Genomic DNA, 20,300 nt, shown 5'->3' on the forward strand with positions numbered 1-20,300 from the left:
TGAAATCAGATGCTATGTTTACATCTGCTAGCTACTCCCCTTTGACATAATTGTCAAAAGCTATTCAATTCTTTATACATGAATTATAGCATGCTGATCATCAATTGCAAATCAATATGTGAAGATATGTTAATTTTTTTGTGGTAAAAATAATTATTTCGACAATATCGCAGCATATTGCCATAAGTTGAACTTCGTAACGACTGGGCGACTCCTTGGGGAATAGCAAGATAAATTGGAATGTGAAAATGAATAAATAAAGTCTTATTTATATTTAATCCAAAATAAAATATCCTCTTAAATAGTTATGTACATTTAAGGGGATATTTTTAGATTACTCATTAAATGTTCCCGTAAATGTTTTACGGCCAGAATTTACTTGGTTAACGTCTATTTCTAATTTACTAATAGAACTTGGCGTTAATGGGATCTTTCCGTCTTTCTCTATCTTTTTCCATACTTTCACATTTTTTCGGTATAGCTGTTCAGAAAGGCGATAAATATCAATATCTTTCGTTAATGCTTCTTTATACGTTGTTCGAATTTCTTTCTTCACTTCTTTTATAATCTTTTTTCTTATTTCATCTTCTGAAATATTCGTTTTGAAACCATTTAAAATTGCATTTATTTTTACATGGACATCAAATGTTACTTGATCATTTTTAACAAGTGGTTCAATATTTACTTTTATTTTTTCCAATGTTGCTGTCAAATAATCTGTTTCGTTATCATCTAACTTAAAGGTTATTTCACCTCGGTGCGTTCTATTATGCATCCATTGCATGCCTCTTGCAGCATCATTCTTAAGAAAGCCTTTAAACCCACTTTTAGAAAGTACCCCGACCCCTGTTAAGGCAGTTTCCTGACCTTGTTGCTCTGCAGTTTCCCAGTTATTACTGATCGTTACATAAGGGATACCAATTTCGTGATTTGGTTCATTTAAGCCAATAACTAAATTTCGGAAATTTACGGGCTCGACGAATATTTCTTTATCAGCTGTATCTAAAGGCGTACTAAGCTTTGATGATATAAGAGATTTATTCAAAATCGGCGTTAGAAGAAGGATGTCTTTTATAGAATCTTGTGTACAATAGGTCCATATTTGATACCTTGTTTCCCTATACCGCAACACAGTGTCTATAATGGAGAGGGCATTTTTATTTTTCATCGCTTCCTCGGAGAAAATTATAAATGTCATATGCCCCCAAAACACTTTTTGGTCGACGGATTGAAATAATTTATAAAGTGCTTCTTCCATTGTTTTTCCCTTAGATTGTCCAACTTCTGCCTGTACTGTTTGAGGATTAGGATATTCGAATTTTGCAACATTGGTGAAGTTAATTAATTGCATGTATATTACATACTGACCATCTTTATAATCAATACCAAGTCCATCTACATAATACATTCTTTGAGCTTCATTAACATCCCAACATCCTGAGAGAAGGAGTGAAGTAGCTAAGCTTGACAGTAAAATAACTTTTTTCTTCATTGCTTCTTCCTGCTTTTAGATGTACGTGTGTTATCTTGGGGTGCAAGTGCTTTATTACGCTCGGTGTAGCCTTTTGGTGATAAGCGGAAGATCGATTTTTTAATAGTTGTCCAATTTAAATCTGTTGCAAGATTCATGTAAGAATAACCATAAATTCGGATGTTACATAAGTAAAGAAGTGTAAAGTAAAGTGAGATGAAAAAGCCAAATAAACCAAAGAAAGCGCTGGCAAGAATGAACGCAATACGCAATATACTGATGGTTGTGACAAGAGATTGGTTCACAAGAGTAAATGATGCAATTGTAGAAATCGCAATAACCACAATCATTTCTGGACTTGTCACACCAGCGCGAATGGCTGCATCACCAATAATTAAACCACCAACTACACTTATCGTACCACCAATAACAGAAGGCAGACGTAAGCCCGCTTCTCGAAACAATTCAAACATAAGTAGCATGATTAGCATTTCGAGAGAGGAAGGGAGAGGTAAACCTGTTTTTGATTGGACGACTGTTGCTAAAAGCTGGAATGGTAGCTGATTTTGATGATAGGTCGTCAAAGAGAGCCAAAATGCAGGCAATAGCAAACCGATTAAAATGCCAACGATCCTCAAAAGTCGTTCTATAGAACTGAAAACGATGGGATATTCATTATCCTCAGCGGATTTTAATAATAAAAATAAATTAACAGGTGTGATGACGCCATATGCTACACCATCGACGAAAATAAGAAAGCGTCCTCTAATTAGAGCCTGAATAGCATAATCGGGTCGTCCTGTGTAATCGAATTTTGGGAAAAGTTTGGAGTTTTTATTAATCCGCTCCATTAATATATCCCCACTAAAGACAATATCTGTATCTACAGCTGTCAGTTGCTTTTTAATTCCGTGTAAAATATCCATATCGACAATATCATCAAAATAAAGAATAGCCACACTTGTTTTTGAACGTTTGCCTAACTCCATTTTTTCAACACAAAAAGAATTCGTAGGTAAACGTTTTCGTAATAGTGCAATGTTGACCCGGATGTCTTCAATAAAGTTATCCCTTGGTCCCTTAACGAGAACTTCCATCCTCGTTTCTTCTGGATTTCGATTAGGCTTTTTAGCAATATTACTAGCGTATAAAAGTTCTTCCTCTTCAAAATAAAGCAGTAGGAAACCAGTATATACAAAGGTAATGGCTTCTTCTTTATCTTTGATTTTTTGAAGAGTCGGGATGTGAAGTTGCTGTGTAATATTATCTTCAAAGGTTGTATCAGCTAAATTGTCATAAAGATACTGAACACGCCGAATAATGATTTCATTGAGCATTTGCTGGTCTATCATTGCATCACAGGTAATGAATTGAACCTTTTTTTGATTAAATGTATATTCCTGAAATTGAATATCTGCTGATTTTTGAAATAGTTTTTTTAAGGTGTTTAGATCTATCGCCTTCTCCTGCTGAGACATTATGATTCACCACTTTCCATCTCTTGTTTTTCAGATTTCTTTTTTGGGGAAGACTTACCTGAAAAGAACGCTACTAGTACGAAAAAAATTGACAGAAGAAAAAAGAAAATAAAAGTCACTGTTAATATATAGTTCCCTTTCACCTTCAAAAATATGTTTTCATTTAAAATAATTAGCGGTAGACAAAGTAGAAAGAAGGGTGGAGCTAGCATTCTCCATATTTGCTTCGGGGCCCCAGTCATTTTCAATAAATCCGCTATAACATATAAGAGGAAGCTAACTCGTATAAATGTACCAGTAAGCCATTGGTATATTGAGAAAAAGTCAAGATGCTCAATATAGCGACCAATTGATACTAGTCCCCATTCCTCGTAGGCAGGATATCTTTGCTTTGCGGCTTCGGTAGGACCAAATTCTGCAATTGCTCCAAGGAGTGGACCTAAAGTAAGCCCCATTAAAATGAAAAGTATGATGCCTAAATGATACCAACGAAGACGTTCTTTAAATTGGTGCTGCAAAAATAACAGTATGATTAATTCAATAAATCCTGATGCCGGGTAAACCATCCCTTTAATAACGGGGTGGAATCCATGCTCAAAAAATGGACGTAATAACTCATATTCTTTTACCTGTATATTTGTAAATGCTACAAAAAAACCAAAGACTACTACACCAAATAATACAAAGACATTTAACATAACAATGGTTTGTAAGCTAGTTGTAACGAGTAAAATACAAAGAATCGTATAAATGAGTAATAATATAATGACCGGTGTTTCAGGTAAAAACGTTGTGTTTACCCATTGCAATGTTTCAACCATCGTAAAAGCAGCTAAAATGAGTAAATAAATAACGATAATATAGATGACAATTGTAGAGCCTATTTTCCCGATTTTCCCATCTAACCAGTCTCTAATAGGTTCTTGATTCGTCTTTTTTTGAATATAAACTAAAAGAAATAGCCAGAAGAATATAATAACAGTAGCCATTAATACAGATGCCCAACCATCTCTCCCTACAACGTCGAGTAGTGGGGGAATAATTGTCACGTGATTTTTTAAGCCAATAACAGTCATAGATAAGAAGACAACATGTAAAATACTAATCGATCCTACACCTTTCATATAAAAACCCTCTAACGTTAATTGATACATTTTAGCTTAGACAAAAAGTGAGGGGATTATAAGTATGACAAACTACTCTGAAAAGAGAATTTTAACTTCTTGCAGCAGTTGGTAGCGAAAGCAAAGAATCAGCTACAGAAGTCCCCAACCTTTATAGGTGGTGAGGTGAAAGCGGTTTTAAGTCACTTTTCAGTGGGTGTCCAAACATCTGTACCTGTCGCTACGCTTTCGGTACAAAAAATATCCGCTGAAAGAAGTTAAAGCCGATTCCGGATGCAATTATGCCGAGGCATAATTGCTATAGTTCATGAAAAAATTTTTTATAGAAAAAAACGAGGTAATTGACGATTCAAATACCTCGTTTTTTAGAATTATATTTTAAAGGGCAGTAAGTCTCCCCACATTAAGAAGTAAGGTGGGAGACTTACTGCCCGTAAAAGCCCGATTGGTGAAAATTAATAATCCGTGGGTATAGAAACCCCCACGGATTAAAATTTCACTTTATTGCAAATGATTAATGAATATAATTAGAGCTTACAAGATCCTTTTTAAGGACATCTGTTGGGATTTCAAATTCTACTACGCCCATATAGCCTGGTGCCACTTCATATTTATCAAAGGAAATCACAAGTTTCCCTTTGTCAGAAATATAAAATTGCTGGTCTGCTTTAATAGTTGTAAAGTTGTCCGTAACCTCTACATGACCTGCACCTTTTACCCAGTATACTTTATCTGAGTCGGAAGCGGCTTGTTTGCGCATCTGTTCGATAATGTTATCGCTGATCGTTTTAATATAACGATCGTCTTTAAATAGCATTGGCAGTGTTATTAAAATTTCATTTTGTTTATCAATCGTATCGTATTGCATGACTGTAGAAGAAGATCCAACAATATTGACAGTATAACGACCAATCGACAAGATTTGGTCATTATCTGTTTTTACGTCGTAGCCACTATCTACGCCTAAAAAGCCGCCACCGTTAGCTTTTAAATCACCAACTTCGGTAATAAAGTCATTATAAAGAGCTTTACCTTCTGAACGGTATTTCTCATTTAAAGCATTAGCAAGATCTTTATTTTCTAAGTTTTCAATAGAAGGTACTTTAATGTCTGCATCGTATGTCTCTTCTTTTACTTCATATTCAGTCCAAGTTAAGACTTTTACGACACTACCAACAACAGGAATATCTGAAAGTGTTCGTGCCATTGCAGGACTGACATTTAAACCAGCTGTAAAAAGCATTGCAGCTGCCGCAGATCCAAGTAACCATTGTGGTGCTCTTTTTTTTCTGTTCTTTTTACCTTGTTTTAATGCGTTTTCAACCACAAAATCAAGCTCCTTTGGAATAGATACCTCATTATATTGTTTTTCTAATTCTTTTAATTTTTCATCCATGTGCTGTTTCTCCCTTCACATCTTCCAACTGTATTTTCAATAGTTTTAGCGCTTTATAAAGACGTGATTTAGCAGTACTCAGCTTAATGTTAAGAATATTTGCAACATCAGCGAGTTTTAAATCTTCGAAATAATGTAAAATAACAACTTCACGGTACATTACAGGTAAGTCTTCTAACGCATGTTCTAAATCAACGTTTTCGTAGACATCCTCTTGTGCAGGTGTTAAATATTGCAATGTATCATCATCTGTTACTTGTAAACGTTTATGCTTACGTAAAAAATCTATAGATGTACGTACGACGATTTTGTAAAACCAGCTTTTCATATACTCGACATTTTCTAGTCGATCTAGAGAAAGCATTGCTTTTTGAATACTGTCTTGTACGACATCAAGTGCGTCCTGTTCATTTTTCGTATAGCTATACGCGAGCAAATAAAAACGCTCTTTCTGTTCACGAATTAACTGGACAAACACCTCTTCATGTTGAAATGCATTTCTTGTTTTCATGTCCAAAGAAGCTCCTTTATAACATTTTCAAATTGTATACAACTACTAGACGTGTGAAAGGGGAAAAAAAGTTGATAGTATAAAAAAATTATCTTATTTTTTTAACATCAAAGGAAAATAATTAGTAATTTATCTAGCATTAATTATCCGTAAAACCCAATAGTGAAGACTAACAATCAGTGGGAATGAAGAAAACCTCCGCAGATTAAAGTTTCACTTTACCGTCCATTTTAATTTGGCGAAAAATCATAGCAAATTATAAACCTTTTGCTATTACTTAGAAAGGGGAAAAAATGAGTTGGGTGTAATTGGAAGTGTCGTTGAGCAGTCTTTATTTGAAGCAGGAAGTAGAGCTTCTGAAATTATTGAAATAACTGTTGGTGGGTTTCTAGGAGAGTGCCAAATCTATACAGGGGGTAATACGAGTAGCAAACAACAAATCGTTTTGACAGTATATTAATCTAGTGTTATTATTTACCTAATATTAAGTAAATAAAGGTGAAATGATGAATAAAAGTTTGGATAATAATTATACATTGTTGAATTTTTCCAAAGCCGATAAAGGGATTTTGTGGCTTGGTTTCCCACTTCTCGGTTTAGTGCTTGGTTGGTTTCTTCCGAGTATTGCTAAATGGGCTAATACTTTACCATGGATACCTTTCTTTCAAGGGCCTTTAAATCTAATTGCATCTTATAATGGAGCATGGGTAGGTTTTATCACAATAGTTCTTGGATTGTTTGCGGGAATTATGGTGACATTATTTTCTTTTCATGAAAGCTTAGAAATGACTATTTACGATGAGAAAGTTATGTTAAAACTTAGAGATGATGAAACTATCTTAAAAAAGGAAGATATTTCACTTGTATTTATAGATGGAAAGCAAATAGTATTATTAGGTAACGATGAGAAAGAGCTGTTTCGATATAAACAAGAGCTTAATAGAAATACAGTTGGTGCTGCATTTTTAAAACATCATTATGTTTGGAGTGATACAGCACCTTTTATAGAAGATTATAAAAAATGGGTGTTGGATTGTCCTGATCTATCACCTGCTGCAAATGCTCTATTAAAAGCAAGAAAAGTAGCGATTGAAGATGGGAATGATGAAGAAGTATTTCAGTTAGCTAAAGAGCTTTGGAAGCTAAGAGTATCTGTAAAAGAAAAAAATAAAAGTCAATATTATCGATAAACGACAAAGAAAAGTGAAGAGTAAATGGCCTATTCAAAAATTGAGAATTGACCATTGTAAAACAATATATCTACAAAACCAATAAAGCGGTGCAATTAATATAATTGCACCGCTTTATTTCGTTTTTAAAGTTATAAAGAATGTAAGCCCGAAATATAAAAAATATGCGCACCTTTCCGGACCGCACTACGAATGTCCATCTATCTGAAATTTTTTTCGAATAGATGGCTATTTTGCACATGTGGCTTGGATATTTTTCGAACAAGGCATGTATTTATTTAAAATTTTGGGTTGCTGATGGATCGGTAAATTCGGCAGCTCCATCATTAGTTTAACTAAATATTGATAGAAATCGATACCATTCGCTTTTGCTATTTCAGCCAGACTCAAGCAGTGCATTCGCCTTAGCACCAGCTTCACTCACAGAAAAACGCCAGTTCTTTCGGCTAATCACATTAGGACGAATCGGATTTTCAGCTGGATTATTATCAATTCCAATCCGACCATCGAACAGAGAAACTTTTAACCCATGTACACGATTTAATGTGTTTACGGAAACTTTTTCCAAGGTGTTTTTTCCGAAGAAAGGCGATTTATCTACCCATTCCTGAAACTTTTCGACAATCGGTTTTGATTACTTTTGCTGTGCTTTACGACGCTTTCCTGGTGAGAGATGCTTATATTGCCGTTCTAAGCGATACAGTTGATCACAGTAATCCAAGCCGATTTTCCCATTTTTGCTATCGGCTTTCAGCCAATAACGTCGTAAATGCGCCCAACAATTAGCGAATGAAATATTAGATAGCTTACCGTATGCTTATAAAATGCTATTTTTATCGCAAATATTGTCGAAATAATGTCGAAGATTGTAAAAAAATAAATACAGTATTATAAATATCACTACTCATGATGATCTTATCTGTGTATAGTTGCATAAGATAAAATGAATAATATTCTACGATAGATGAAGGGGATTACTTTTAAATGGGAAAGAAAATTGCATGGGTTACAGATACAGCAGCATTGTTAGATGAAAAGTTCGTACAGGACAATCAAATTCACGTATTACCACTTAATATAGTGTTCGAAGAAGGGGCTTTACGCGAAACTGTTGATATGACACATGATCAGTTTTACGAAAAGCTACGAAATGCTAAAAAAAATCCAAAGACATCACAACCTACTATTGGTGAAGTTGTAGACTTATATAAATCATTAAAAGAACAAGGGTATACATGTGCAATTGCAATTCATACCTCTCAACATCTTTCGGGCACTTATCAAAGCACTTTCACAGCAGCTGGTCAAGCTGAATTTGAAGTATATCCAGTGGATTCAAAAATCGGGTCATTTCCGATGATGAAAATGATTAAACTCGGTCAGCAGTTAGAGCGTGAAGGTTTTGAACCTGGCTATATTGTTGAAAGAATCAATGAGATGGCAGATAACAGTGAGCTTTCATTTATTCCGGCTAACTTATCACAATTACATAAAAGTGGTCGAGTTTCAGGGACTCAAGCATTTTTAAGTAACTTGTTGAATATTAAAGTTGTCATATCATTTGAAGATGGGAAGCCCGTTATGAAAGAAAAAGTACGCGCTACGACTAGAGCTAAAACATATGTACAAAATGTTTTAAATACAGATCTAGAAAAAAGTATTATCCCTGAAGTTGCAATTATTCACTGTAATGATGAAGAAGGCGCAACCGCTTGGAAAAAAGCTTTAGAGAACGAATATCCGCACATAAACTTCTCCGTATTACCACTAAGTGCTTGTGTAGCGGTTCATGCAGGTGAAGGAACGCTTGGTTTAAGTTGGGTACGTCTAACAGAGTTTGCACCACTTAAGAAAAAGAAAGCTGAATTAGTTACTATATAAACATAATTGTAATCTAAATTATTGTAGGTACATGAAGTTGCGAAATTCCTATAAACCAACTATTATACAGTCAGAGAGCATTTTAGCTTAAGTAAACTGGCAGATGTAACGTTATTTTTTGAATGATAGCAGTGTTTTCATTCAGGTATGGGGGACTGGCTGTTAAATTTTGTTTGAATACGGATATTGTTATTATAGGTAATTTAGTCTTCGACGATTTGAATCATATGCGCATTTGTCGTGCGGTAGATTCCGTCGAGATAGAACGTTTCAATTGGGGAATTATCAGTGGGCGTGCCTTTGCGGGACATGCTTATGGTAATTCCTTTTTCTTTGACTGATTTTTGATACGCATATGATGTGTACACAGAACCTTGATCGCTATGCAAGATGCAGCCTTGCGGTAAATCAGGTAATTGATATAAAGTATCCAAAACGAATGACGTATCTTGTGTAGAATCAATTGTTTGCGCTACACTTTCTCCGATATAGAGTAAGCCCAAAATATAAAAAAAGCGCACCTTTTCGGTACACACGACGAATGGCGATCTATCCTAATTTTTTTCGGATAGATGGCTAGTTTGTACATGTGGCTTGGATTTTTTCGACCAAGGCATGTAATTATTTAAAATCTCTGGCTGCTGGTGAATCGGTAAATTTGGCAATTCTGTCATTAGCGTCACTAGGTATTGATAGAAATCGATGCCGTTTGCTTTTGCCGTTTCAGCCAAACTTAAACAGATGGCATTCGCTTTAGCGCCTGCTTCACTAAACAGAGAAAAGCCAGTTCTTACGACCAATCACATTTGGACGAATCGCATTTTCAACCGGATTATTATCGATTTCAATCCTACCGTCGAACAGAAAAGCTTTTAATCCATGTACACGATTTAATGTGTATTCCGCAACTTTGGCTAAGGCATTTTTTCCGAAGAAAGGTGATTCATCCACCCATTTTAAGAATTTCTCTACAATCGGCTTTGAATGTTTTTGCCGTGATTTTCGGCGTTTACCTGGTGAAAGATGCTTGAATTGACGTTCTAAGTGATATAGTTGATCACAGTAATCCACGCCAATTTGCCCGAGGGACAATTGTTAGTTTGGTAGTTGACATAAAGAAGCACCTCCTCTAATTGATACATTTATCGTACCGGAGATGCCTGGTTATTTATATGCGTTATTTGATTACGGGCTTACTAAAGAATCATGAAAAATAGTCATATGTATTTTTTAAAAGTAATAGAATTGTCACAACGATAAATAAATTACGTACATATCCACTTCCACGTTTAATGGCAAATTTAGAACCAACAATAGCGCCAGCAATTTGCGCAAGTCCCATTGGTAAACCATAGGCATAATTTATTTGCCCTAAGTATATAAACATAAGAAGGGCGGCGATATTACTTCCGAAATTCAAAAACTTTGCATTGCCTGCTGATTTTAAAAAGTCAAAGCCAACTATTAAAAAGGCAAACAGTAGAAACGAGCCTGTTCCTGGCCCTAAAAAGCCATCATAGAAGCCGATTAAGGTAATGATCACTACGAAAAATGTGTAACGTTTAGGCGTCAATTTTTTATAGGTAGAAACGCTACCCCAGTCTTTTTTGAAAATAGTATAAATAGCCACAGCTGCGAGCATCACAAGCATTAGCGGCTTTAGAACGCTTGGGTCCATAAGATGGACAATCCAAGCACCAATCATGGAACCTATAAAAACGAATGGGAACAATTTATAAACGGCTTTAATATCCAATTTTCCAGAGCGATAAAATGTTATGGTGCTCGTTAATGACCCCATAGTGCCCGCTAATTTATTGGTAGCCACGGCTGCAGATGGTGGAAGACCAACAAACATAAGTGCGGGTAATGAAATAAGTCCGCCGCCTCCTACAACAGAATCAATAAATGCTGCTAGAAAGCCAAAAAAGATAAGAATGAGTAAAATGTTTACATCTAAATCGAAAGGCACGGTGGTCATCTCTTTTCTATAATAATAATTTGATAGTAGCGAAATGAAACGGGACTGTAAATAGCTTAAATTGTATTTCTCTAATAATTTTGACAATTAGATATTTTTAAATATTTTAAAATTCTACAAAAAACAAAAATATTCTACTTTGTGTGTATTTTTTAATGTAATATGTAGGTGATGATGTTTTTTGCGTAAAGGGGACGTGATAGCATTTGAGTTTAGGGAATCATATAAGAGTATTTATTTGTGTTGTGTTTATGGGGCTACTTGTCGGATATGTATATAATGCCAAAAAAGATATAACTGATAATGAATATATCGATATAGTAAAAGAAGGATATTTGAGGAATTTTTCAGATGTATCTGTTCGTAATGCATTTAATTACGCATTTTTTGAACCGTATTGGCGGTATTACCAAGCAAAAACAGGTGAGCATGTTGTCGAATTATCAGGTGATATTACATTTGAAGGTGAGAAAGGGCATGCCATTTTACAATTCGTAGTGGATGAACAAACAAAGAAATTTACTGCTTATGCAATGAAATTTAATGATGTCGTATTGAGTCCCGTACAAACCCGGTTGCTTATTGGTATGGTTTATGAAACATGGCATTCAAAGCGGTTAGCCTATGAGTAAGGTCTTTTGCTTTGTAAAAAGATTTTCCTATATTACAGTAGAGGGGAGTGTTTAGACAGAGAGGGTGTTTTTAATGAGATTAAGTATTTTAGATCAAATGCCTATTCCAAAAGATCATACTGCTGAGGAAGCCTTTCAGCGTACAGAACAAATAGCGCTTTTAGGTGAAGAGCTTGGCTATCATCGTATGTGGTTAGCAGAGCACCATAATAGTCATTCACTGGCAAGTTCAGCTCCCGAAGTTACAGCTGCTTTCTTAGCAGCAAAAACAAAACGTCTTCGAATCGGTACTGGAGGCGTTATGATGATGCACTATTCACCATATAAGTTGGCCGAGGTTTTTAAAACATTAAGTGGCTTGGCGCCAAATCGTATTGATTTCGGCGTCGGCAGAGCCCCTGGTGGTGATCATGCCTCTATTTATGCACTAGCAGAGGGACGGAGACAACGATTTACAGAGCAATACGATAAGTTCGAAATAATATTAAAACTGATGAATAATCAAAAAACAGGGGAAGATGTCTATGATCAAGTAATTGCGGCACCAGTGAATATCCAATTACCTGAAGCTTGGTTACTTGGATCAAGTGGTCAAAGCGCTATGCAGGCAGGTCGATTAGGTGTAGGTTATTCATATGCACAATTTTTCACTGGCAATATGTCAAAGGATATATTTGATACGTATAGAGATTACTTTATACCTTCCTATTATATGGAGAAGCCACAAATTATCGTTACTTATGCTGCGACAGTTGCAGATACGTTAGAGGAAGCGGAATATTTGGCGAAACCGATTGATATTACACGTCTCCATCTCATGAAGGGACAAATCATTCAAGCGATGTCACCCGAGGAAGCAAAGGATTATCCACTTACGGAGTTGGATAAAATGACAATTGCCAATAATCGAAAAGCCAATCTGGTCGGAACACCGAAAGAAGTCGCTGAATTTTTAGTAGCAGAGCAAGAGCTTTATGGATTTGACGAAGTGATGCTAAACTGCAATCAATATGCATTAGAAAGTCGCATGAATACTTTCAAATTAATTGCAAAGGAATTAATAGGAACCACACAGGATTAGTGGCGGGAGTACTTATGTAAAACCTATTAATCAACAAGGATAGCTTCGAATTTGCTAGTGAAAGAATTCTATGAATCATGAAAAAGAGAGTACAGTAAATAATCAATTCACCATGTATATTGGGAAAAAGAAGTTTTGTGGAAAATAATAAAAAGAAGTCATGTTCGCTATGTGAGCATGGCTTTTTGATTAAACTTTTTTTGTTTATGAAGAACCTTGTAATTGAGGGAGGTGTAGTTCTTTAAAGAACTTTATGATTTTAAGAATAGCAAAATATATTTTGGGTGTTTAAAAGAGGGTTAGTAGTTCGTCCGTGCTAAAATGAAAGTAATAAATAAGAGGTGACACCTGGGAAAGCTGAGGATAAAGATAAGATTACTTGTAAAAATGAAGATCAAATGGTAAGAAGAAAAAACATAAGATGTGCTTATACAAATGTAAAAAAAGGAACTCAAATTTTTAGGGAAAAGAAGATAATATAGACTAGCACTTTAAAATCTCCTTTATCTATGAGAAAATCATAGGATAGAAAGGGAGATTTTTTTTTATGAAAACACTAGAGAAACCATATGATGAATGGGAAAGCTATCATGATATTGATAAGCATGGAAAACTAACTTTATCAAATATTGAATTTACAACTACTAATCTTTGTAATATGCGTTGTGCTCATTGTGCAGTAGGATATACATTGCAAACAAAAGAAGATGAAGCTATTCCTACATCAGAGTTGATAAAACATTTAGATACTGTAGAAACACTTAGAGTAATGAGTTTTACAGGCGGAGAACCTTTATTAACAAAACGTGGAATAAGAAACAATTTGCTTCCACTTCTTAAATATGCAAAAAGTAGAGGAATTAAAACTCAAATAAATTCTAATTTAACATTGCCTATGGGGCATTATGAAATGGTTGCACCATACTTAGATGTTATGCACATTTCACATAATTGGTGTGATGAAAAAGAATTTGTTGAAACAGGTTTCGCAATAATGGAAAGAAAACCAACAGTTCAACAAAGAGCAGAACTATATAGAAATATTTTTGATAATGCTAGAGAACTTTCAAAGGGCGGTATGTTTGTATCCGCAGAAACAATGTTAAATCGCAACACGGTTCCTTACATTGAAAAGATTCATAATGAGGTTGCTAATGAAATGCTTTGTAAGCGACATGAGGTTCATCCTATGTATTCTAGTGATTTTGCAAGTAATTTAGAAACAATAAATCTTGATGAATATAGAGAAATAGTGAACAATATCCTTGATTTTAGAAATAAGGATATATGGGTACTATTTGGTACACTGCCATTCTATGCTTGTAGCTCTGACCAACGTGATTTAGCTTTATTAGAAAAGATTAATAAAACACCAAATATCACAGTAAGAAATGATGTAGATGGTCGCTCTCGAATGAACTTGAATATATTCACAGGTGATATATCAGTATCAGATTTCTCAGATGATGGCTCTGCATTAGGTAATATCAAAACAGAATCATTGGAGAATATTTATAATAGATGGTTGGATACAAATATTTCTAATAGTATTAATTGTCATTGTCCTGCTGTAAAATGTTTAGGTTCTAATATAATTGTGAAAAATATGTATTATCCTGATAGTGTCTTTACAAGTGGTTCTGTCAAATAAACAAAAAAATCTCCTTAAACAATAACGTTAAGGAGATTTTTTTATTTCAATTAATTTATGTTTTAATAATTGAGTCAACGCAAAGAATTTACAATTCTTTCTTTTTTTGAAGATATTGTTTAGCGGAAGCTTTGTTAGCATATGTGCCTGTTTGGAAGTAGAACTTACCTTTTGTGATTAGGCTTTATCTGCTCTCACGATAATGTCAAATGAACCGTTAGCGTCAGGCGTTGAACCTAATTCAGTTTTTAGTCTAATGAAGAATGACTTTTCTTCGTTGTTTTTTAGCACACCACTTAGTCTTAAATCAGGCTGAGGAATGAAAGGGGAGTTGCTTGTGCTAAACTCACAAGTCATACCAGTAGGAAAGTTTGTTGTATTTGCAAATAGATGCACATTTTCAACATCATATCCATATTGGTTTTTAAGAACAATCTCATGTTCAAGTGTAGTTTGACCTGCAATGATAATACCAAAGTCGAGATACTGTAGAACTTCGCCAATCTCACTAGAGAAGTATTTCCCGTATATATCTTTAAACATAAGACCTGAATATGTTCCAATGAAGTTTGCTTGCCAATAATCAATAGTGCCATAGAAATCTTGGAACTCAACTTTAAGTGTATTCCAATCATCAATCTTAATATCTTTACTTCCGATTACTAACTCAATGTTTTGTGGTGATTCACCAAGCTTTGTAAAGCTTCCATCAGTAGGGTAGAAATGACCATTGTTTAATAGGACACGATATTGGACACGAGTTAAATCATCATCACTTAAAATACCTTTTAGAATATTACCATCTATCGAAATATCAATCTTAGCAGTGGTATTTAAGATGTATAGACTTGTATCCTTAATAGTTGTAGTATTACGAGGAAGGTAGTCTTCAAATGAAACTGTCTCAACAATTGTTTTGATAGTGTCACGAGGATTATCTACTAAGAATATACCGATATTAATATATTCACTATTCCATGTGCGCCATTGCTTGTCAGTAATGCTATTTAAGACTTTTTGTGTCATACCATTTTTCGTGATTGCTTGCTCAGTAGATGCATCAGTCACCACAAACTTATTTTCTGCTTTACTCCAAGCATACCAATTGTCAGTTTTTTCACCTGCTATGAAGTAACGAGCTTCATCACGATATGATTTAGATATGTCATTAACAAACACATCGTCTAAAGCTCCATACACACGTTTAGGGCTTATTAATTTGATGAACTGAGGTTTGGGTACTGCTTTTATTTCAAGCGCTCTCTGAGCTGTCTCAGGGGCTTCGTCAGTCCATGTTACAACTTCGAAGTCATCATCAAGTTCATCGACAGGCGACCAATTTGCCTCTAAGATTAAATCAGCATTTGTTACGGCTTCATCATCTGTGTAATAAAGAACCTCAACACTATCACCAAATTCATCGTAGATGTCAAATGGCTCTACTGTTGTTGATACGATAATATCGTCTGTAGACTCTGTATAAGCTACTACAGTAGGTAATTCACCGATGTAGTCATAAACACTAAATTGTTCAACTACATCAATTTTCTTAATGTAAGAGCAATCACTATCTGTGTAATATAGAATTTTTGCATTTTCTAGTTCATTCACTATTTCAATATTTTGCTCCAAAGAAGCATCAATTCCCTGTGTTATAAATTGCTCTTCAGTTGGATAGGCTGTAGAAACTAGTTCCCAAGTAGAGGTTGATTGATTATATGTTTTATAGGTATTTTCATGTTCAACTAAAACTCTCTTAGTATACACAAGCTCGAAAACAGATAACTCAACGAACCCCCAACTATTGGTTCTGTGTCTTGATTTATGAACAAGTCTAACTCCTGTTACTAGTGTTGGTGTAAAATCAAATGTTAAAGTCTCTACTACCATTCCATGACTACCACTATGGAGAATTGTCCAAACACCATCGACCAAACCTTGAAACTCCCATGTTTTTAAGTCTCCACCTGTATCATATTCATGTCCTACTGTAATTGTGTATCTAGATAATGAATATCCTTTTGGAAACATTACTTGAATATAATCATTCACTTTCGGCAAAATACTACTTCGAGTTATTGTATTATCTTTTTTGTCAAATCCACTAGTAGGATTATTAACTCCACTACTTGCAGACGCTTGAACTGTGAATCCCTCAACTGTTGTTGTTCCTTTGTTAGAGGGAAATTCGGGTATAATACTTACATATTCCAACTTTATTTCACCTCTCTTATAAATGTATTTGTTATTTTTTCTTTAAGTCCATTACTTACTTCGAACACTTTCCCAATTCCTAGTGTTTTACCTTCTGTGATAGGATAGGTTTTTTTATCAAAAGGCACATCTAATTGAATTTCTTTACCTTGTTCAATGCCATGTAAAATCATGTTTTTAGTTGAGTTGTCAGGTAGGTAGATTAGAGTATTGTCTGATAGTGAGTAGTATTCATCGGTTGTTGGACTTTTAATAGATAGTCTTGCTTTATTAATATTTATTACTAAATCCATAGGTGTTAGATTTGTGCTATTAAATGTTAACACCTTTATTTCTTCTAAATTGTCTAATGACCTGTTACTTAAAATACTTGAGTCATAAGTACCTTTCACACGATAAACAGAAATTAGTCTTGGTATTCTACCTTCGGGAGAGCCTGCTGTTATAATTATTTTGTCTATTTTGCTATCTGTTTCTATTGAGAACCTAGCCCAATTCCCTTGTCCTGCTGTAGAAACTGAGTTGTTATATATGAACAAGGTAGAAGAACTTGAACCTGTTGGGTTATCTGTATATGTTTTATTACCATTTGATAGCTTATCTACACTCCAATAACTAGTATTATTCCAGTAATAAGGTAGACCCTTTGTTGTTGAATCATAAGCACCTAAAACTCGATATGACACCTTTTTAGCATTGAGATATGTTTCTAACTCAGTAATGGTTGCACCATTAGATGAATAGTAATCAAAAAGATCAACTATATAAGTTTCTTTCATTTAATCAATCCTTTCTTAATTGTATTAAAAAAATAAAAAAACAGCACTATTTAAAACTAATGCTGAGTGGTTTTCTATCTAATTTAGTTGTTAAAACACCTTGCTCATTTTCTGAAACTTCATCCTGTAAAATGTAGCTTGTAATAGTTATTGGCTTACCAGGCTCTGATAGCGCTGTTTTACCATATTTCATAAAATTATCGACTGAACAATTAGGTAACTCAATTATACTATTGCTTTTATATCCAAATTGCAGTTGTCCGATAGCACTATAGCTACTGTATCCATAATTAGAAATTATTGTTAATTTAAATATGCGATATTTTTTATTGTTTTTAAATGTAAACTTACGTGTTTCATTCAATGTCCATTTTGTTTGTCCAGTAATAGACAATATTTCCTCAAAAACTACTCCATCATTTGAAGCAGTTATTGTGAAATCTTTTGGGCAAGCATTAGCAGTATCTCCTGCTCTTGAAGTTAGTTTTATTTGATTACAGCTAATAGGGGAACCAAAATCTAATAGTATCCAACCTTTTATAGTGCCACCAACTGTTATCCACGCATCTGTATTTGCTGTGTTTGTACCGTTAAAAGCTTTATATGGCTCATAAGTACCGTTCAAATACTGCTTGCACTAGCAACATAGGGGGAAGGAGAGGTATTAGAGGTCATTTTTGGCTCATACCATTTGTCAATAAAATCTAAGGAAAAAGTTTTATTGTTAGATTGAAGAAGTAATCTATTAGTTAAATTTTTTGAGCCATCATATGATATAGCTCCACTTGGTAAGTCATCAGGAATAAATTTGAAGTCTTCGTTACCAAAATTAAATTTAATAGTCATAAGTGCGTTTGAATTAGGGGTAGCTACAAAAGGAGAAAAGTTATTAAGATTAGATACATCTAAAGTGTTGATTTTAACACCATTCTTATAAAGAATTACTTCTTTTTTATCTGCGTCTAAAAAAACGCCTAGAACATCACCAATATTCAAACCATCAAAAAATTTTGGTTGTATAACAGTTAACCCGAATGCCCAATCTGCATAGCTAATGTTATTTTGTAATGAATAATTCGAATTTCTAAAATCAGTAATGTTATTACTAGCTACACCTATAAGACCATGTTTATAATTAATATCAAATTTAATAATATCTACTTCCCAAAACCATTTTCCGTTTGTTACAACTTTAGATGTTATTACACCACTTTCTCTAGCTGTTGCTACTTGGTAGCCGTTAATTGTACAACTACCATATTTAGAAATGATAGAAACTTGTTCACCCATTTACTTCACCTCAGTTCTTTAATTAAATCCTATACTTAATGGTTTTCTATCTAGTTTAGTTGTCAAAAGACCATCTTTTTTTTCTGAGACAGTATCTTGTAATATATGATTATCTTCAAATACAACTCTATTAGGAGGTATAAGCGTCATACCATAATCTGATAAATTACTCTGTGAAAAAGTTGGTATTTTATAAGACTTTAGCCCCTTAAAACCAAACCTAATCTCGCTTACTCCTATATATGGCGCACCATTGTTAGATTCAATGAAAACTCTTATATATTGAAATTTTTTATTGTTTTCAAATGAAAAGGTTTTTATTTCTTCTTTTGTCCAAGTCAAACTAGTAGCGTAGTATAATTCGTTCCAACTAGCATTATCATTAGAGCCTTGTATTCTTAAATGCTTAGGATTAGCTGTTATTACATATGCAGAAGTTATGGCAGAAGATATACCTTGAATACTAACAAAATCAATATTTACTTTTTTACCAAAATTAAGAGTTATCCATTGATTTGTTGTACTTCCATTAGGCGCTAACCAAGAAGTTGTAATATCTCTATCAAAAGCTTTCCAAGCAGGATAAGCAACACCATAGACACCACTAGAACTTACAGAAAATGGGGAAGGGGAAGTATCAGAGGTTAAAATAAAGTCGAAATTACGTTCAATATCTTCAAAAGAGTATCCTATAAGTTTTGATTTAAATAAATATCTATCAGCAACCCAACGGTATATTCCTGAGTAAACACCAATCCCTAGATTAACTTCATTATAGTTTGAGATGTGATATTTTGAATCAAAGGAACTTTGGTTGTATACATTTAGTCTTGTTCCTTCTGCGTAAAAAGTGAAGTTTGTAATACAGTTTTCTAACGTTGTTGAACCTATTCCTGTATAACTACTAGTAAAATTTTTTTGCACATCAAAAACACAATTTACAAACTTAATAGTAGATGAAGCGCTGTTTCCATACATTAAGCTTGGCGCTACATTTGTACTGTATTTTATAACGCAATTGTGTACTTCGCCTCTAACGCTAGAACCATCTACATAACAAATAGAGGTTTCGTAATTAAGGGTTCTATTACCTGTGTGAAAATCAAAAATAATTTGATAAGCTCTTGTTCCTTCATTTTTAAACATAATACAGTGCGTATCTCTACCGTTATGTTTTCTTCCATCACATAGAAATATTGTTTTTCCTTTTTCACCAATAAATGATATTGCTTTATTATCATCCCAAAGTCCACCTGAGTCATATGTTCCTGCAATTCTAGTGACATCATGAGTACCTGCTTTTGCAAAAACTGCATCACCTGTAGCGCATTTTGAAACAGCATAATTTACTGTTGCGAAAGGAGAAGAAAATGAGCCATTATTTGTATCTGAGCCTTTTATTGAATCAACATAAAAGATATTATTAAATGTCAGTTTTTTATCGCCAATAGTTATTTTAGGCAAATTATTTCACCTCAGTTCTAATCGTTCTAATATCAAAATATTTCTTTAAATCTATTGTTTTACTAAACACTTTTCCTATTTCATCAACATCTAAAATCTCACTTTTATCTGACATTGCCATAGGCTCTAGTTCTGCTACTTTTCTGTTAAATAAGGG

General features: G+C 34.1%; 17 protein-coding genes and 3 pseudogenes. 6 read left to right on the plus strand and 14 right to left on the minus strand.

What is annotated here, in order from left to right; translation table 11 throughout:
• Window positions 1-334 precede the first annotated feature (334 nt).
• From ACIQZA_RS20870 to ACIQZA_RS20890, 5 genes are all read right to left on the minus strand, one after another.
• Window positions 335-1,492: a Ger(x)C family spore germination protein gene (locus ACIQZA_RS20870; RefSeq protein WP_402883624.1), complete on the minus strand. Its 1,158-nt coding sequence runs from the start codon at window positions 1,490-1,492 to the stop codon at window positions 335-337.
• The gene (locus ACIQZA_RS20875) at window positions 1,489-2,949 is read right to left on the minus strand and encodes a spore germination protein (RefSeq protein WP_402883623.1); all 1,461 of its coding nucleotides are present in this window, start codon (window positions 2,947-2,949) and stop codon (window positions 1,489-1,491) included. The genes ACIQZA_RS20870 and ACIQZA_RS20875 overlap by 4 nt, the downstream gene beginning before the upstream one ends.
• Window positions 2,949-4,073, minus strand: coding sequence for an endospore germination permease (locus tag ACIQZA_RS20880; protein ID WP_400934586.1), 1,125 nt, complete (start codon window positions 4,071-4,073; stop codon window positions 2,949-2,951). Before ACIQZA_RS20880 ends, ACIQZA_RS20875 begins: the two co-directional genes overlap by 1 nt.
• Before the next feature lie 514 nt (window positions 4,074-4,587).
• On the minus strand, window positions 4,588-5,469 hold the full coding sequence (rsiV, locus tag ACIQZA_RS20885; protein WP_402883621.1) for an anti-sigma-V factor RsiV: 882 nt from the start codon (window positions 5,467-5,469) through the stop codon (window positions 4,588-4,590).
• Window positions 5,462-5,980 carry an RNA polymerase sigma factor SigV gene (locus tag ACIQZA_RS20890; protein WP_323655275.1) on the minus strand — a complete coding sequence of 173 codons (519 nt, stop codon included), beginning with the start codon at window positions 5,978-5,980 and terminating at the stop codon, window positions 5,462-5,464. Before ACIQZA_RS20890 ends, rsiV begins: the two co-directional genes overlap by 8 nt.
• Window positions 5,981-6,278: 298 nt before the next feature.
• Between ACIQZA_RS20890 and ACIQZA_RS20895 the strand changes: the two genes are divergently transcribed.
• Window positions 6,279-6,440 carry a hypothetical protein gene (locus ACIQZA_RS20895; RefSeq protein WP_402883619.1) on the plus strand — a complete coding sequence of 54 codons (162 nt, stop codon included), beginning with the start codon at window positions 6,279-6,281 and terminating at the stop codon, window positions 6,438-6,440.
• Window positions 6,441-6,483: 43 nt separating this feature from the next.
• Complete coding sequence (locus ACIQZA_RS20900) at window positions 6,484-7,170, plus strand: YqeB family protein (RefSeq protein WP_402883617.1); 687 nt, start codon at window positions 6,484-6,486, stop codon at window positions 7,168-7,170.
• Window positions 7,171-7,398: 228 nt separating this feature from the next.
• On the opposite strand, the pseudogene ACIQZA_RS20905 reads toward ACIQZA_RS20900, so the two are convergent.
• A pseudogene (locus tag ACIQZA_RS20905) lies at window positions 7,399-7,987 on the minus strand (IS66 family transposase); the annotation flags it as partial.
• Between the two features lie 167 nt (window positions 7,988-8,154).
• Between ACIQZA_RS20905 and ACIQZA_RS20910 the strand changes: the two are divergent.
• Window positions 8,155-9,051, plus strand: coding sequence for a DegV family protein (locus ACIQZA_RS20910; RefSeq protein WP_402883616.1), 897 nt, complete (start codon window positions 8,155-8,157; stop codon window positions 9,049-9,051).
• 206 nt (window positions 9,052-9,257) lie between these two features.
• On the opposite strand, the pseudogene ACIQZA_RS20915 reads toward ACIQZA_RS20910, so the two are convergent.
• From ACIQZA_RS20915 to ACIQZA_RS20930, 3 genes and pseudogenes are all read right to left on the minus strand, one after another.
• A pseudogene (locus ACIQZA_RS20915) lies at window positions 9,258-9,545 on the minus strand (DDE-type integrase/transposase/recombinase); the annotation flags it as partial.
• An 82-nt stretch (window positions 9,546-9,627) separates the two neighbouring features.
• Window positions 9,628-10,134, minus strand: a pseudogene (locus ACIQZA_RS25590) (IS66 family transposase); the annotation flags it as partial.
• Window positions 10,135-10,255: 121 nt separating this feature from the next.
• The gene (locus tag ACIQZA_RS20930; RefSeq protein ID WP_142506995.1) at window positions 10,256-11,023 is read right to left on the minus strand and encodes a TSUP family transporter; all 768 of its coding nucleotides are present in this window, start codon (window positions 11,021-11,023) and stop codon (window positions 10,256-10,258) included.
• Between the two features lie 215 nt (window positions 11,024-11,238).
• Here ACIQZA_RS20930 and ACIQZA_RS20935 point away from each other — a divergent pair, with 215 nt between their 5' ends.
• The 3 genes from ACIQZA_RS20935 (at window position 11,239) to yfkAB (ending at window position 14,396) form a co-directional block, all read left to right on the plus strand.
• Complete coding sequence (locus tag ACIQZA_RS20935; protein ID WP_402883613.1) at window positions 11,239-11,664, plus strand: hypothetical protein; 426 nt, start codon at window positions 11,239-11,241, stop codon at window positions 11,662-11,664.
• Window positions 11,665-11,737: 73 nt separating this feature from the next.
• Window positions 11,738-12,745, plus strand: a complete 1,008-nt coding sequence (locus ACIQZA_RS20940; protein WP_402883611.1) for an LLM class flavin-dependent oxidoreductase — start codon at window positions 11,738-11,740, stop codon at window positions 12,743-12,745.
• Between the two features lie 547 nt (window positions 12,746-13,292).
• Window positions 13,293-14,396, plus strand: a complete 1,104-nt coding sequence (gene yfkAB, locus ACIQZA_RS20945) for a radical SAM/CxCxxxxC motif protein YfkAB (protein WP_402883610.1) — start codon at window positions 13,293-13,295, stop codon at window positions 14,394-14,396.
• Window positions 14,397-14,573: 177 nt separating this feature from the next.
• Here the strand turns inward: yfkAB and ACIQZA_RS20950 are convergent, their stop codons facing one another.
• Genes ACIQZA_RS20950 through ACIQZA_RS20970 form a run of 5 tightly spaced genes read right to left on the minus strand, consistent with a single transcriptional unit; the run spans window position 14,574 to window position 20,143 of the window.
• The gene (locus ACIQZA_RS20950) at window positions 14,574-16,610 is read right to left on the minus strand and encodes a hypothetical protein (RefSeq protein WP_402883609.1); all 2,037 of its coding nucleotides are present in this window, start codon (window positions 16,608-16,610) and stop codon (window positions 14,574-14,576) included.
• 2 nt (window positions 16,611-16,612) lie between these two features.
• Window positions 16,613-17,389, minus strand: a complete 777-nt coding sequence (locus ACIQZA_RS20955; protein ID WP_402883607.1) for a hypothetical protein — start codon at window positions 17,387-17,389, stop codon at window positions 16,613-16,615.
• Between the two features lie 46 nt (window positions 17,390-17,435).
• A complete protein-coding gene (locus ACIQZA_RS20960) occupies window positions 17,436-18,014 on the minus strand; it encodes a discoidin domain-containing protein (RefSeq protein ID WP_402883606.1) in 579 nt (192 codons plus the stop codon).
• Window positions 18,011-18,679 (minus strand): SPRY domain-containing protein, encoded by a 669-nt coding sequence (locus ACIQZA_RS20965; RefSeq protein WP_402883604.1) that lies wholly within the window; start codon window positions 18,677-18,679, stop codon window positions 18,011-18,013. Before ACIQZA_RS20965 ends, ACIQZA_RS20960 begins: the two co-directional genes overlap by 4 nt.
• Before the next feature lie 18 nt (window positions 18,680-18,697).
• On the minus strand, window positions 18,698-20,143 hold the full coding sequence (locus ACIQZA_RS20970) for a discoidin domain-containing protein (RefSeq protein ID WP_402883602.1): 1,446 nt from the start codon (window positions 20,141-20,143) through the stop codon (window positions 18,698-18,700).
• Between the last annotated feature and the right edge of the window lie 157 nt (window positions 20,144-20,300).

The organism is Lysinibacillus sp. NPDC096382, from assembly GCF_044762845.1.
Lineage (GTDB): Bacteria > Bacillota > Bacilli > Bacillales_A > Planococcaceae > Lysinibacillus.

Excerpts from the sequence above, each read along its gene's own strand:
- ACIQZA_RS20875 (WP_402883623.1), bottom strand. The coding sequence starts at position 2,949 with ATGTCTCAGCAGGAGAAGGCGATAGATCTAAACACCTTAAAAAAACTA.
- ACIQZA_RS20900 (WP_402883617.1), top strand. The coding sequence starts at position 6,484 with ATGATGAATAAAAGTTTGGATAATAATTATACATTGTTGAATTTTTCC.
- ACIQZA_RS20955 (WP_402883607.1), bottom strand. The coding sequence starts at position 17,389 with ATGAAAGAAACTTATATAGTTGATCTTTTTGATTACTATTCATCTAAT.
- yfkAB (WP_402883610.1), top strand. The coding sequence starts at position 13,293 with ATGAAAACACTAGAGAAACCATATGATGAATGGGAAAGCTATCATGAT.
- ACIQZA_RS20880 (WP_400934586.1), bottom strand. The coding sequence starts at position 4,073 with ATGAAAGGTGTAGGATCGATTAGTATTTTACATGTTGTCTTCTTATCT.
- ACIQZA_RS20890 (WP_323655275.1), bottom strand. The coding sequence starts at position 5,980 with ATGAAAACAAGAAATGCATTTCAACATGAAGAGGTGTTTGTCCAGTTA.
- ACIQZA_RS20965 (WP_402883604.1), bottom strand. The coding sequence starts at position 18,679 with ATGGGTGAACAAGTTTCTATCATTTCTAAATATGGTAGTTGTACAATT.
- rsiV (WP_402883621.1), bottom strand. The coding sequence starts at position 5,469 with ATGGATGAAAAATTAAAAGAATTAGAAAAACAATATAATGAGGTATCT.
- ACIQZA_RS20870 (WP_402883624.1), bottom strand. The coding sequence starts at position 1,492 with ATGAAGAAAAAAGTTATTTTACTGTCAAGCTTAGCTACTTCACTCCTT.
- ACIQZA_RS20910 (WP_402883616.1), top strand. The coding sequence starts at position 8,155 with ATGGGAAAGAAAATTGCATGGGTTACAGATACAGCAGCATTGTTAGAT.
- ACIQZA_RS20940 (WP_402883611.1), top strand. The coding sequence starts at position 11,738 with ATGAGATTAAGTATTTTAGATCAAATGCCTATTCCAAAAGATCATACT.